The organism is Bradyrhizobium sp. BR 10289 (assembly GCF_019455385.1).
Taxonomy (GTDB): domain Bacteria; phylum Pseudomonadota; class Alphaproteobacteria; order Rhizobiales; family Xanthobacteraceae; genus Bradyrhizobium.
Map to the genome: position 1 here is coordinate 137,574 of NZ_JACOFR010000004.1, position 13,629 is coordinate 151,202.

Sequence of the window (13,629 nt, forward strand, 5' to 3'; positions counted from 1 at the left end):
GCCCCGCACTATCACAGGCTCTTGGCCATGCGCGGATCGAGCGCATCGCGAAGGCCGTCGCCGAGCAGGTTCACGGCGAGCACGGTGACGGACAGGAAGGCCGCCGGGAAGAACACGATGTAGGGCTTGACCTGCCAGAGCGCGCGACCCTCGGCCATGATGTTACCCCAAGACGGGATGGTCGGCGGCGTGCCGGCGCCGATGAAGGACAGGATCGCCTCCGTGATCATGGCGCTGGCGCAGATATAGGTCGCCTGCACCAGCATCGGCGCGACCGTGTTGGGCAGGATGTGGCGCAGGATGATCATCGGCGTGCGGGTCCCGCAGGCGACCGCCGCATCCACATAAGGTTGCTCGCGCAGCGACAGCACCACGCTGCGGACGAGGCGCGAGACACGCGGGATCTCTGCGATGGTGATGGCGAGGATGACGTTGCCGACGCTGCCGCGCGTCAGCGCCATCAGCGCGATCGCCAGCAGGATCGGCGGGATCGACATCAACCCGTCCATGAATCGCATCAGGATGCCGTCCGCCCAGCGCACGAAGCCGGAGACCATGCCGATGGCAAGGCCGATCGCGGACGCGAAGATCGCAACCGACAGGCCGACCGTGAGCGAGACCCGTGCGCCGAACAGCACGCGCGAATAGATGTCGCGGCCGAGCACGTCGGTGCCGAACCAGTAGAGCGCCGACGGCGCGCGCGTGCGCCTGGCCGGCGCCAGCGCGGTCGGATCGACCGTCCAGAGATAGGGTGCGAACACCGCGATCAGCACGAGCAGCAGCAGCAGCGCGCCCCCGATCGCGACGGTCGGATGGCCGCGCAACAGGCCGATGAAGCCGCGCCGGATCTTGACCGGCCGCAGGATGTCCGGCAGCTGCGGCGCAAGGACGAGGCCGGCCGGAAGCGATTGCGGATTGACGGTGGTGTCGGTCAATAGCGGATCCTCGGGTCAACGAGCGTATAGGTGACGTCGATCATCAGATTGACGAGGACGTAAACGAAGCTGAACAGCAGCACGATGCCCTGGATGACCGGATAGTCGCGGCGCAGGATCGCATCGATGGTGAGGCGGCCGAGGCCGGGAATCGCGAACACGCTTTCCGTCACCACCGCGCCGCCGATCAAGAGCGCGATGCCGATGCCGATCACGGTGACGATCGGCACCGCCGCGTTCTTCAGCGCGTGAATGAACAGGATGCCGCCCTGCCCCATGCCCTTGGCCTTGGCGGTGCGGATATAGTCCTGCTGCAACACTTCGAGCATGGCCGCGCGGGTGATGCGCGCGACCAGCGCGATGTAGACGCAGCCGAGCGCGACCGCCGGCAGGATCAGATTCTCCAGCCATGGCCAGAAGCCTTCGGTGAGCGGCGTGTAACCCTGCACGGGAAGCCATTCGAGCTCGAGCGCGAAGATGTAGGCGAGCATGTAGCCGACCACGAACACGGGCAGCGAGAAGCCGAACACGGCAAAGCCCATGATGGCGCGGTCGATCAGGCTGCCGGCCTTCCACGCCGCGACGACCCCGAGCGGCACCGCGACCACGATGGTGAGCAGCAGGGTGACGATCATGAGCGACAGCGTCGGTCCGAGACGCTGTCCGATCATGGTCGACACCGGCAGGTTGGTGAAGATCGAGGTGCCGAGATCGCCGTGCAGGATGCGCCAGACCCAGCTGCCGAACTGGACCAGGAACGGCCGGTCCAGACCAAGGCTCTGGCGGATGCGCTCCACATCCTCCGGGCTTGCCTGATCGCCTGCGATCACCACGGCGGGATCACCAGGCGCGATGTAAAGCAGGCTGAACACGAACAGCGCGACGATGGCCATCACCGGTAGGGTCGCGACGATGCGACGGAGGATGTAGGAGAGCATCTGGCTTCAGCGCAGGGTCATGCGGACTTCGACACGCCCCAGAACAAGGGCACCGGCCCCTTGGCAACGCCGCTGACGTTCTTGCGCCACGCGGTGTAGCTCAGGAAGAAACCGGTCGGTGCGTACACGACATCCTCCATCGCTGCCTTGTTGAGACGGCCGATGGCGGCCTTCTCCTCGTCGAGGTTCTTGGCCTCGAACCAGGACGCGACCTCCTTCTCGGTGCCCGCGCTGGTCGGCCAGCCGAACCAGGCCTTGTCGCCGGTGGCGCGGATGGCGGTGTAGGGTGCCGGATTGACGCAATCCGCGCCTGCATGCCAAGTGTGGAACATGTTCCAGCCGCCCTGTCCGGGCGGTGTCTTCTGGGCGCGCCGGGAGCCGACGGTGCCCCAGTCGGTCGCGACGAAGTCGACGTTCATGCCGAGCTTCTTGAGCAGGTCCGCGGTCACGTCGCCCATCGCCTTGGTAATCGGCTGGTCCTGCGCGACGAGGCAGGTCACCGGCTGGCCGGAATAGCCGCTCTCGGCGAGCAGCTTCTTGGCGGCATCGAGGTCGCGCTTGCCCTTCAGGATATCGCCGCCGACTTCGGTGTAGAGCGGCGTATCCGGCGTGAAGAAGCCGGGCAACGGCTTCCACAGCGAATTGTCGTCGCCGACGATCGCGCGCATGTAGTCTTCCTGGCTCATCGCCATCAGCACCGCACGCCGCGCCTTGACGTCGTTGAAGGGCGGATAGAGGAAGTTCATGCGGAACGAGCCGATATTGCCGAGGGGATCGCCGATATCGACGCTGATGTTCTTGTTCTTCTTCAGCACCGGAACGAGATCCGCGATCGGGTTCTCCCACCAGTCGACTTCGCCGTTCTGCAAGGCGGCCGCCGCGGTGGCCGGATCCGGCATGATCACCCACTCGACGCGGTCGATCATCACCTGCTTGCCACCGGCGAGCCAGTCCGGCTTCTCCTGCCGCGGCACATAATCGGTGAACTTCTCGAACACGGCTTTCGCGCCGGGGACCCACTCGCTCTTGGCGAACTTCAGCGGACCGGAGCCGACATATTCAGAGATCTGTTTGAAGGGGTCGGTCTGCGCGATGCGCTCCGGCATGATGAAGGCGACCGGCGCATTGTTCTTGCCGAGCGCGAACAGCAATTTCGGGAAGGGCTGCTTCAGGACCCATTTGAAGGTGCGGTCGTCGACGGCGGTGAGCTCCTGCTGGATCGCCTTGATCATCAGGCCCATCGGATCGCGTGCCGCCCAGCGGTTGAGGCTGGCGACGACGTCCTTGCTCAGCACCGGCTCGCCGTCGTGGAATTTGAGGCCCGAGCGCAGCTTGAACGTCCAGATCGTGCCGTCGTCGCTGACCTGCTCGGACTCGACCATCTGCCGCTGCGGCTGAAACTTGGCGTCGATGCCGTACAGCGTGTCCCAGACCATCGCAGCCGCATTGCGCACGACATATTGCGTGCCCCAGATCGGGTCGAAATTGGCAAGGTTGGCCTGCGGCACAAATCGCAGGGTCTTGGCCGCGGCGCCCTGCGCGATCGCCGGGGCCGAGAGGCCACCCGTCAATGCCAGACCGCCCGCGCCAGCCAGTCCCTTCAATACGGTCCTGCGATCCATAAAGTCCTCCCAGTCATGCCGTGATACCGGCCAATCATTGGCCAAAGGCGAGTGAAACAGAGCCCATTGGCAAGCAAATGGTATGCCAGTAAATGGACGTCCGCCAGCGGGATCTCATCGACTTTTTGACCAAACCAGCTTGATTTGCCCGCGAGTTCAGAGAGCCGCTGCGAGCGCCGGCCCGGTTTCGATATGCGGGATCGCCTCGACCAGCTTGCGCGTGTAGTCGGTCTTGGGATCATCGAACAGAGCCCGGCTCTCCCCCTGCTCCACGATGTTGCCGTTACGCAGCACGATGGTGCGATCGCAGAGCATGCGCACGACGTTGAGATCGTGGCTGACGAACAGCAGCGCGATATCATTCTCGCGCCTGAGACGATCGAGCAGCTGCAGCACAACCGCCTGCACCGAGACATCGAGCGCGGCGGTCGGCTCGTCCAGCACCAGCAGCCGCGGCCGGCAAGCGATGGCGCGGGCGATGCCGACGCGGGCCTTCTGGCCGCCGGAGAGCTGATGCGGAAAGCGCGGCAACAGATCGAGCGGCAAGCCGACCCGCTCGGCGCACTCTTCCACGCGCTTGCGCAGGCCATCGCCCGCCCGCATGCCGTCGAGCCGCATCAAGGGATGGGCAATGCAGTCGAAGGCGGTGTAGCGCGGGTTGAGGCTCTCGTTCGGGTCCTGAAAGACCATCTGGATGTCTTTGCGATGGCGCGAGCGATGAAAGTCGCGCGAGGCGATATGACCGATCGACTGCCCGTCGAACACGATGTCGCCCTCGCTGGGGTCAATCAGCCGGCAGATCATCCGCGAGGTCGTGCTCTTGCCGGAGCCGGACTCGCCGACGAGGCCAACGCTCTCGCCGCCGGCCATCGTCATCGAGAAATCGGCGACCGCGGCAGAGCCCTCGTTGAAGCGCTTTGCCAGCTTGCGCACTTCGAGAAGTGGCGGCGTACCATGTGGCAGCTCCGGCCTCGGCTTGCTGGCGATGGCAGCGGTGCGCTCGCGCTCCTCCTCCGTCACGAGATCCTCGATCCGGGAGGTCGCTGTCGGCGATGCCGCAACGAGACGCCTGGTGTAAGCGTGCTGCGGCACGCTGAAGAGCGTCTTCGGGCTCGCCTCCTCGACGATGCGGCCGCGCTCCATCACCGCGATGCGGCGGCAATAGCGCGCCGCGAGGCCGAGGTCGTGCGTGATCAGGATCGTCGCCATGCCGCGCGCGGCGGCGATGTCGGCGAGGAGGTCCATCACCACCTTCTGGGTGGTGACGTCGAGGCCGGTGGTCGGTTCGTCCGCGATCAGCAGCGCGGGATTGCAGGAGATCGCGATCGCGATCATCACGCGCTGGCACATACCCCCTGAAAGCTCGTGCGGATAGGCATTCATCCGCGCTTCAGGATCGCGAATCTGGACCGCGCGCAACAGCTCCAGCGCCTCGGTGCGCGCCGCGTCCTTCGAGATCTTCTTGTGGGTCAGGATCGCATCCGCGATCTGCAGGCCGATCGCCCGGATCGGATTCAGCGCCGCCCGCGGGTTCTGGAAGATCATCGACATCGCCGCGCCCTGGAGATGACGGAGGTCATCGCCCCTGAGCTTCGTCACGTCCTGCCCGCGAAACAGGATCCTGCCGCCGGTGACCCGGCCGGCCGCATCAAGCAGCCGCGTCGTGGCAAAGCCCGTGACCGACTTGCCCGAGCCGCTCTCGCCGACGAGCCCGAGCATCTCGCCCTTCCCGACCGTCAGCGACACGCCGCGCACGGCCTCGACCATGCCACGCCGCGTCGAGAACGAGACGTGGAGGTCCTCGATGCTGAGCAGGTCCTCACTCATGTGCGCATGCGGGGATCGAGAATATCCCGCATCCCGTCCCCGAGCAGATTGAAGCACAGCACCGCCATCATCAGCGCAAGGCCCGGAAAGGCCACAAGCCACCAGCGGCCGGTCGAGATGAAGCGCGCGCCTTCCGCGACCATGATGCCCCATTCCGGCGTCGGCGGCTTGACGCCGAGGCCGATGAAGGAGAGGCCAGCAGCGTTCAGGATGGCCCAGCCGAGATTGAGCGAGATCTGCACCGCCATCGCCGGCAGGATATTCGGCAGCAGGAAGCGCAGCACCACCGAGAAATGGCTCTCGCCGCAGGATCGCGCGGCCTCGACCCAGCCGACGTTGCGGCGGACGTTGACCTCGGCGCGCGCGAAACGAATGTAGAAGGGAAGATTGATGATCGCGGTTGCGATCACGATGTTCTCGATGCGGTTGCCGAGCGCCGCGACCATCGCCATCGCCAGCACGAACAGCGGAAATGCCATCATCACGTCGACGAAGCGGCCGACGGCGCGATCGAGCTTGCCGCCGGCATAGCCGCAGAACGCGCCGACGACGGCCCCGATCACAAAGGAGATGCCGACCGCGGAGACCGCGATGGCAAGATCGAGCCGCGCGGCGATGATGAGCCGGCTGAACACATCGCGGCCAAGTTGGTCAGTTCCGGCGAGGTGCGCCGCGCTCGGCGGCAACAGCGCCTCCGAGACGTTCGAGACCACGGGATCATAGGGCACGATCCATGGACCGAAGATCGCAAGCAGGACGAACAGCGTCACACCGGCCGCAGCAACGGCAGTGAGGGGGTTGCCTCGAAGAATCCAGACCGAATGACGGAGGGTTGCGCTGGTCATTCGATCGACACCCTGGGATCTGCGATGCCGTAGCAGATATCGACCACCAGATTGACCAGCACGAACAGGCTGGCCATCAGCAGCACAAAACCCTGCACCGGCGCATAGTCGGACGACAGCAGCGCATCCAGCGCATAGGAGGCGACGCCGGGCCAGGAGAACACTTTTTCCACGAGCACATTGGCGCCCAGCATGGTCGAGAACACGATGCCGGCGATGGTGATGACGGGCAGGATCGCGTTACGCAATGCATAGGTCACGACAACCTTATGCCAGGACAAGCCAACCGAACGCGCGGTGCGCACGAAGTCGCTGCCGAGTGAGACCAGCATCGAGGCGCGCGTGATCCGCGCCAGCGGCGCAATCACGAAAAGCGCCATGCTCACCGCTGGCAGGATCAGCTGCCTGCACGCCGCCCACCAGCCCTCGAAGTCCCCCGCGAGCAGGAAATCGATCGAGAGGAATCCGGTCCGCTGCGGCGGCAGCGAGGTGAAGACGTCGATCCGCCCAGTCGGATCGGGTGCGAGACCGAGCAGATAGTAGAAAACGTAGATCAGCAGCAGGCCCGAGACGAAGGTCGGCACGCAGACGCCGAGCGCGCAGAACAGCCGCACGCCGTGATCGACCACCGATCCCGGCCGCAGCGCCGCGATCACGCCGAGCGGCACCGCCGCGATCAGCGCGATCAGGAGCGCGGTGAAGGTCAGCTCGAGCGAAGCCGGCAGCCGCTCGCGCAGATCCTTCAACACCGGCTGCCCCGTCATCATGGAGCGGCCGAGATTGCCGTGGCCGATGTCCGAGAGATAGAACACCAGTTGCTCCGGCACCGATTTGTCGAGCCCCATCTGCTTGCGGATCTGCTCGATCTCCTCCTTGCCGGCGTTGGGCCCCGAGGCGAAGAACACCGCGGGGTCGCCGGGAAGGACGCGCATCAGGAGAAAGGTGAAGACCAGCACACCGAACAACGCCGGCAGCGACGACAGAAGCCGCCTGCCCGCCCGCACCATCGTTGCGCCAAGACCGGTCATCACCTTTCAGAGCTCCTCACGCGTACCGATATCACTTGCGGCTGACGTCGCGATAGTCGACCTGACGATGGAACTCGTAGGTGTAGCCCTCGATCGAGGAGGCCATCACCGCATCCTGGTTCGGCTGCCACAGCATGATCTGCGGCATCAGGTCGAAATGCATTGCATTGAGCTTGCGGCCCGCTTCTTCATACTTCGCCTTATCCGGCTCGAAGCGGGCTTCCTGCGCAATCGCGGCGAGATCCGGGTTGTTGATCGACGAGTAGTTCCAGCGCTGATTGCCGGTGTAGAAGTTGCGATAGAAGTAGTCGGTCGAGGGCAGCCAGGCGACGATGCCCTCGGTGTAGAACGGTAGCTTCTTTTCGTTGATCTGCGTCGACATCTGCGCGTCCGGCAGCTTCTGGATGTCGACCTTGATGCCGATCTTGCCGAGCGATTCCTTCACCAGGGCCGCCATCGGCTCGGCGGTCGAGGACTGGCCGACATTGAAGCTGAAGGTGGTGGAGAAGCCCTCGGGCAGACCGGCGGCCTTGAGATATTCGCGGGCCTTGTCGAGGTCGAGCTTCACCGGCTGCTGGAACGGATAGGTGCCGTTCAGCGGCTTGCCATCCGGCCAGTTCGCGCCGAACAGCGGCGAGCCGCGGCCGAACAAAGCGGCCTTGAACATATCGTCGTAGGGCAGCGCATAAGCGATGGCGCGGCGGACATTAACGTTGTCGAACGGCGGCATCTGGTTGTTCATCGAGACGAAGGTGATCGCATTGTATTGCGGCGTCGAGATCACCTTGAGCTTGCCCTTCGCCTCCAGCGACTGCACGTCGCTGGCCTGGAGATCGACGACGATGTCGGCATCGCCGCGCTCGACAAGGTTGGCGCGCGTGGCCGGCTCCGGCACCGACTGGATGATCACGCGCTTGAAGAACGCCGGCTTGTTGGCCGAGCCGCGATTCCAGCTCTCGTCGCGCTTGAGCACCACCTGCTCGCCCGGCTTGAAAGTTTCGACCACATAGGCGCCGCTGCCGGCGGTGTGCTCCTTCAGCCACGCAGTCGCCCACGGATCTTCAGCGGTGGCGTGCTCCTTCGCGACCTTCGCGTTGATGATCATCGGATAGACGGTGGCAAGGTTCGGCAGCGCGAGCTTGTCGGGCTTCGGCAGCGTCACCTCGATGGTGAGAGGATCGATCACCTTGAACTGGTCGGCCGAGGTCAGGGAGCCCGTCAGGAGCTGTGCCTTGCCGAGGATCGGCGCGGTGACGCAGCGGTCGAGCGACCATTTCACGTCCTCGGCCGTGACAGGCGAGCCGTCCTGGAACTTTGCGTCCTTGCGCAGGCGGAAGGTGATCTTCAGACCGTCCGGGCTGACGTCGTAGCTCTCGGCGAGCTCGCCGGTGATGGTGTCGAGGTCGAACACCCATTTGCCGTTGAGCTGCTTGCGGCCGAACGCTACCAGCCGGTCGTAAGTGCTCATGCTCAGCGCGAAGGATTCGCGGGTCGAGCCTGGGATGTTGGGATCGAGCGTATTGACGGATGCACCGGTCACATAGCGCAGCGTTTCCGCCCTCGATTGCGCGTGCGAAGGCGCCGTGGCGATCAGCAACAGCGCGGTGGTGGCGAGAACTGAGGTCGCGGACCTGAAAGACACAAAACGCATTCGTTTTCCCTTGAATTTTCGAGCAGGAAGGCCGGCAAGGCTGGTCACAAAAGAAGCAATTTGCGCGCCAGTCTCATGGGGCGTTTTTAGGGGCTGTTCGTCGAGTCTGCGCATGGATGATCATCGAATATCCCCCATTTTTCGCGCTGGCCGCGTGACGACGGCCTGCGGCACGTCATAGGCGCTGAGCGAAGTCCAATGACGCTCGACATCGGCGCGAAACAGCCCGCGCGTCAGGCCATTCACGAGCTTTGGCACAGCGGTGGTCATCGCATTGATCGACGATCCCGATGCACCAAAGCTCATGGTGGAAGCGATGGCGAAGAGATGGATGTCGGAGATCCAAGGGGTCTTGCCCGGTTCACGCTCGGTGAAGGCGTAGTCGTCGGCGAGATAAGGGAAGCGGCCGAGCCGTTCGTTGCGCTCGTCCTCGGGCGGCTGGTAGCGGTCGGCCCAGGTCGCGATATTGCCGGCAAATATTGCGAGCTCGCCGCGGCCAGCAAAGTTCATATCGATGCCGGTGCCGCAGATGACGAAATCCGCGGCGATCACGCCGCGCGGCGTCTCGAGTTCGATGCCCGCGACCGTCTGGCGCGCAGCCTCAATGGGCGCGCCCTCATGCAATGTGAAATTGGCGTGACGCGCGCAGCGGTCAAACGTCGGCTGCGGAAATCCCTCGCGCATTTCCAGGATCTTGCGCATGAAGCGCCAACGCCAGGCATCGTCGAGATCGCTCAGATGCCGCAGGAAGCCGCGGAAGGTCAGCCAGCGATAAGGCTGGATCACCTGGATCTCGGCACGGCGGCACAGCAGATGCACCTCCGCCGCGCCTGCTTCCAAGGCCGTCGCCGCATTGTCGAACGCGGACGCACCGGCGCCAATCACGGCGACGCGCTTGCCGCGGAGCCTCTTGAAATCGATGTTTTCGGCAACGGTTGCGACCGAACCCGACGGCAGGTGCTGAAGCTGCTCCGGGATCATCCAGTCGCCCATGCCCTCCTGTCCCGTCGCCAGCACGATCTTGCGCGCGTAGAGCGTCTCGACACTGTCCGCACGTTTCACGCGGGCAGCGAGCAGGCCGCCGGATCCCGGCGCGATTTCCAGAAGCTCGCAGCCATTGCGGACCGGCAGACCGATCGTCCTTCGCAGCCAGAGCAGATACTCCGCCCAATGCTCGCGCAGGATCAGGTTGAGCTGTTGCCAGCTCTCCTCGCCAAAGCGGGCCTCGTGCCAGGACTGGTAGGTCAGGCTCGGAATATCGAGGTCCGGCCCCGTATAGTCCTTCGGGCTGCGGAGCGTCGGCATCCGGGCATAGGTGAGCCACGGGCCCTCCTTCCCCTCCTCGGCCTTGTCGAGCAGCAGAATGTTGTTGACGCGGGAGCGCATCAGACCAAAGCCGATGGCAATGCCCGACTGACCGGCGCCGATGATCAGCACATCCAGCGCCGGCTTGCCATCGGGCCCGATCTTCGGCTCCAACCATGCGGCGTGGGGATGCGCGATCATGGCGAGATCGGCGCGAACCGCGGCTTCGAGCTGTGTCAGCGCGTCGCTCATGCCGCGAGCCAGCCTCCGTCGACCACCATGACGGTGCCGGTCGTGAACGAGGACGCATCGCTGGCGAGATGCAGCGCGGTCTGCGCGATCTCCTCGGCATGGCCGAACCGCTTCATGGCGTGACGATTGCGGGAGGCCTCGCGCACCTCGTCCGAATTGGCGTGACGGGCAAAGCTGCGGCGCAGCATCGGCGTGTCGATCGCCCCCGGCGCGATCGCGTTGACGCGGATGCCGTCGGTGGCGAAATCCACCGCCATGGTCCGGGTCAGGCTGACGATCGCGCCCTTGGCGGCGATATAGGCGCTGTTGCCCTTGCCGCCAGCGATCGCGAGCTGCGAGGCCAGCGTGATGATCGAGCCGCTGTTCTGCCGCTGCATCTGCGGTACTGCAGCCCGCGCCCACAGCCAGGTGCCGCCGACATTGGCGCGAAACACCGCGTCCCAATCCTCCACGCTCGTCGTCAGGACCGTACCGCCGACGGAGAATCCGGCCGCTGTCATGAGGACGTCGAGCCGGCCGTGCTGCTTCACGACATCGCCGACGACGGTTTCGGCGAATCCGGCATCGCCGACGTCGCCGACATGCGACGTGGCCCCGCCAACCAGATTCAATGTTTCCTGCAGGCCCGCAGCATCGCGATCGACCAGCGCAAGGCGTGCGCCCTCTTCCGCGAACAGTTTTGCGCTGGCGCGGCCGATGCCGGATCCCGCCCCCGTGATGATGGCCGTGCGTCCCTGAAGCCGCATGTCAGATCCACTCCTTGTGCTGCTTCAGCCAGTCGCTCATATGCGCCGCAGACTCGGCGCGGCCGAACCGCGCGCGCCAGCCGAATTCATCCTCCATCCGCCTCACCGACAGCGGCGCGCGGTACGGTCCATGAAGCTTGATGACGGTCTTCTCTCCGGGCGCCGCGATCCGGCACTGCAGGCCCGGATTGAGCGCCGCAAACGCCTCGCCCCATTGCAGCGCAGGCCACAACCCGCCGCTGGAGATGTTGTAGAGCCGGTGGCGCGGCCGCTCGGCTTCGATGACGAGCGCCACGGCTTCGGCAGCGTCCGGCGCGTAGATCCAGTCCCGCAGGCCTGGTTCAGGCATCAGCGCCGGCTCGCCGCGCGCGAACGCGGCCAGTATCTGGAACTGGAGGCTCGGCGTGTCACGGACCGAACTCGGTCGCTCCCACGGGCCGAACAAAGCGCTCAGGCGCACGCTCAGGAAATCGCCACCGAACAGCTCGGCATGGCGCGCGACGGAGCGCTCCGAGGTGAACTTGCTGATGGCGTAGAACGAGATGGGATCGCAGGGCGTCTCCTCGTCCAGCACCTCGACCCGCGCACCCGCGGCGCCATAGGCCGACGCCGACGAGAGATTGACGACGCGGCGAACCCCATGGCGGATCGCGGAGAGCAAAATCGGGATCTGCGCCATCACGTTGATCTCGAGAACGCGCGCAGTCGAGGCACGCTCGAGCTCGTCGCCGGCGGTGACGGCGGCGCCGAGCACGATTGCGTCGCAGCCCTTTGCGATGAGGGCATCGATGCCGTCCGCATCCAGGATATCGCCCTGCACCACTGTGAGCTTCGCACCGTAGCCGGCCAGTGCGCGCCGCGCGAGTGGCGGCAACTCCGCTCGGTCGTGCAGCGTCACATCGTGGCCGCGCGCGAGCAGCGCCTCCGCGACATTGAGGCCGACAAAGCCCGCACCGCCGAAGATGAGAATCTTCATCGCGCGCGATCCAACGTCACAGCAGCTTGGCCCCAAAATTCCGCTCGGGATCCATGTCGGCGACGAGCCGCCCGGTCGGCTTGGCCGCCTCGCCGCCGCTGCGCGCCAGGAATTTTCCGCTGCCTGCGGAGGCAAGGCACTTGTTGCCGTCTATGATGACGCGGCCGCGCGAGAGCGTGGTCACCGGCCAGCCCTTCAGCTTGCGGCCTGCGAACGGCGTGTAGCCGGTGAGGTCGTGCATCATCTCGTCGGCGATGACTGTCTCGCGGTTGGGATCCCAGATCGCGATATCGGCATCGGCGCCGACGGCGATCGACCCCTTGCGCGGATGCAGGTTGTAGATTTTTGCCGGCGCCGTCGACGTCAGCTCCACGAACTTCTCAAGCCCCAGCCTGCCTTTCGACACCATCGCGTCGAACAGAAGCGGCAGCCGCAGCTCGAGCCCGGGCAGGCCGTTGGCGACCTGCTTGAAATTCGGATTGGGACCGGCGCGCAGCTTGCCGGTCTCGTCGTAGCGATACGGCGCGTGGTCCGACGAGATGGTCTGGAGATCGCCGAGCGACAGCGCCTGCCACAGCGCCTCCTGGTCCGCATGCGTGCGCGGCGGCGGGCTGCACATCCACTTGGCGCCCTCGGAACCCGGCTTGTCGAGATCATCAGCCGTCAGGAACAGATATTGCGGACAGGTCTCGGCAAACACCTTCAGCCCCTGCCCGCGCGAGTCGCGGATCACCTTGGCGCCTTCGGCGGTCGAGACGTGGAAGATCATGATCGGCTGGTCGATCAGCGCGGCCATGCCGATCAGGCGGGTGAAGGCCTCGGCCTCCGAGACGCGAGCATGACTGACGGCGTGGTATTTCGGCATGGTGTAGCCGCGCGCGAGCAGCCGCTTCACCATCCAGGCGATGATGCCGTGGTTCTCGGCATGCGCGCACAGCATCGCGCCGGACTGGCGCGCCGCGAGCAGGATGTCGAGCAAGGGCTCGTCATCGACCTTGAGCCGGTCGTAGGTCATGAAGATCTTGATCGAGGCATGGCCCTGCTTGACCAGCGCCGGAATATGCTCCTCGACCGTCTCTTTGGTCGCGTCCGCGATGATCATGTGAAAGGCGTAGTCGATCACCGCGCCCTTTTTCGCCAGCGCGTGATAGTCCTCCACCACCTGCGGCAGCTTCATGCCGACGTGCTGGGCGGCGAACGGGATCACCGTGGTGGTGCCGCCAAAGGCGGCCGACACCGTCGCGCTCTCGAACGTGTCGGCATTCATGATGCCGGCGGCGGAGAGCTGCTCGATATGGGCGTGGCTGTCGACGCCGCCGGGCAGCACCAGCTTGCCGCGTGCGTCGATCTCGCGCTTTGCCGCAGGCAGACCCTTGCCGACGGCCGCAATGGTCTCGCCGGAGATGGCGACATCGGCCTCGAACACGTCGGTGGTGGTGGCGACGCGTCCGCCGCGAATGATCAGGTCGTAGGTGGGTTCAGTCATGAGGCACTCCGTGATATG

Annotated in this window: 11 protein-coding genes; all 11 read right to left on the reverse strand. The window is 65.2% G+C overall.

The window, feature by feature from the left end:
• Window positions 1–11 precede the first annotated feature (11 nt).
• Entirely contained in the window at window positions 12–935 is a 924-nt protein-coding gene (locus HYH08_RS09540; RefSeq protein WP_220009519.1) for an ABC transporter permease, read from the reverse strand.
• On the reverse strand, window positions 932–1,873 hold the full coding sequence (locus HYH08_RS09545) for an ABC transporter permease (protein WP_220009520.1): 942 nt from the start codon (window positions 1,871–1,873) through the stop codon (window positions 932–934). Before HYH08_RS09545 ends, HYH08_RS09540 begins: the two co-directional genes overlap by 4 nt.
• A 17-nt stretch (window positions 1,874–1,890) precedes the next feature.
• Window positions 1,891–3,495: an ABC transporter substrate-binding protein gene (locus tag HYH08_RS09550; RefSeq protein ID WP_220009521.1), complete on the reverse strand. Its 1,605-nt coding sequence runs from the start codon at window positions 3,493–3,495 to the stop codon at window positions 1,891–1,893.
• A gap of 156 nt (window positions 3,496–3,651) precedes the next feature.
• Window positions 3,652–5,322: a nickel ABC transporter ATP-binding protein NikE gene (nikE, locus tag HYH08_RS09555; RefSeq protein WP_220009522.1), complete on the reverse strand. Its 1,671-nt coding sequence runs from the start codon at window positions 5,320–5,322 to the stop codon at window positions 3,652–3,654.
• A complete protein-coding gene (locus HYH08_RS09560) occupies window positions 5,319–6,167 on the reverse strand; it encodes an ABC transporter permease (protein WP_220009523.1) in 849 nt (282 codons plus the stop codon). Before HYH08_RS09560 ends, nikE begins: the two co-directional genes overlap by 4 nt.
• Window positions 6,164–7,198, reverse strand: coding sequence for an ABC transporter permease (locus tag HYH08_RS09565; protein ID WP_502787639.1), 1,035 nt, complete (start codon window positions 7,196–7,198; stop codon window positions 6,164–6,166). The genes HYH08_RS09560 and HYH08_RS09565 overlap by 4 nt, the downstream gene beginning before the upstream one ends.
• Window positions 7,199–7,226: 28 nt before the next feature.
• On the reverse strand, window positions 7,227–8,846 hold the full coding sequence (locus tag HYH08_RS09570) for an ABC transporter substrate-binding protein (RefSeq protein ID WP_220009524.1): 1,620 nt from the start codon (window positions 8,844–8,846) through the stop codon (window positions 7,227–7,229).
• A gap of 120 nt (window positions 8,847–8,966) precedes the next feature.
• Complete coding sequence (locus HYH08_RS09575; RefSeq protein WP_220009525.1) at window positions 8,967–10,403, reverse strand: NAD(P)-binding domain-containing protein; 1,437 nt, start codon at window positions 10,401–10,403, stop codon at window positions 8,967–8,969.
• Window positions 10,400–11,149 (reverse strand): SDR family oxidoreductase, encoded by a 750-nt coding sequence (locus HYH08_RS09580; RefSeq protein ID WP_220009526.1) that lies wholly within the window; start codon window positions 11,147–11,149, stop codon window positions 10,400–10,402. Before HYH08_RS09580 ends, HYH08_RS09575 begins: the two co-directional genes overlap by 4 nt.
• Window position 11,150: 1 nt before the next feature.
• Entirely contained in the window at window positions 11,151–12,125 is a 975-nt protein-coding gene (locus HYH08_RS09585; protein WP_220009527.1) for an NAD-dependent epimerase/dehydratase family protein, read from the reverse strand.
• A gap of 16 nt (window positions 12,126–12,141) precedes the next feature.
• Window positions 12,142–13,611 (reverse strand): dihydropyrimidinase, encoded by a 1,470-nt coding sequence (gene hydA / locus HYH08_RS09590; RefSeq protein ID WP_220009528.1) that lies wholly within the window; start codon window positions 13,609–13,611, stop codon window positions 12,142–12,144.
• Between the last annotated feature and the right edge of the window lie 18 nt (window positions 13,612–13,629).

What these genes read in the sequence shown, in the direction of transcription:
- HYH08_RS09545 (WP_220009520.1), bottom strand. Translation starts at nt 1,873, where the DNA reads ATGCTCTCCTACATCCTCCGTCGCATCGTCGCGACCCTACCGGTGATG.
- HYH08_RS09550 (WP_220009521.1), bottom strand. Translation starts at nt 3,495, where the DNA reads ATGGATCGCAGGACCGTATTGAAGGGACTGGCTGGCGCGGGCGGTCTG.
- nikE (WP_220009522.1), bottom strand. Translation starts at nt 5,322, where the DNA reads ATGAGTGAGGACCTGCTCAGCATCGAGGACCTCCACGTCTCGTTCTCG.
- HYH08_RS09560 (WP_220009523.1), bottom strand. Translation starts at nt 6,167, where the DNA reads ATGACCAGCGCAACCCTCCGTCATTCGGTCTGGATTCTTCGAGGCAAC.
- HYH08_RS09570 (WP_220009524.1), bottom strand. Translation starts at nt 8,846, where the DNA reads ATGCGTTTTGTGTCTTTCAGGTCCGCGACCTCAGTTCTCGCCACCACC.
- HYH08_RS09575 (WP_220009525.1), bottom strand. Translation starts at nt 10,403, where the DNA reads ATGAGCGACGCGCTGACACAGCTCGAAGCCGCGGTTCGCGCCGATCTC.
- HYH08_RS09580 (WP_220009526.1), bottom strand. Translation starts at nt 11,149, where the DNA reads ATGCGGCTTCAGGGACGCACGGCCATCATCACGGGGGCGGGATCCGGC.
- HYH08_RS09585 (WP_220009527.1), bottom strand. Translation starts at nt 12,125, where the DNA reads ATGAAGATTCTCATCTTCGGCGGTGCGGGCTTTGTCGGCCTCAATGTC.
- hydA (WP_220009528.1), bottom strand. Translation starts at nt 13,611, where the DNA reads ATGACTGAACCCACCTACGACCTGATCATTCGCGGCGGACGCGTCGCC.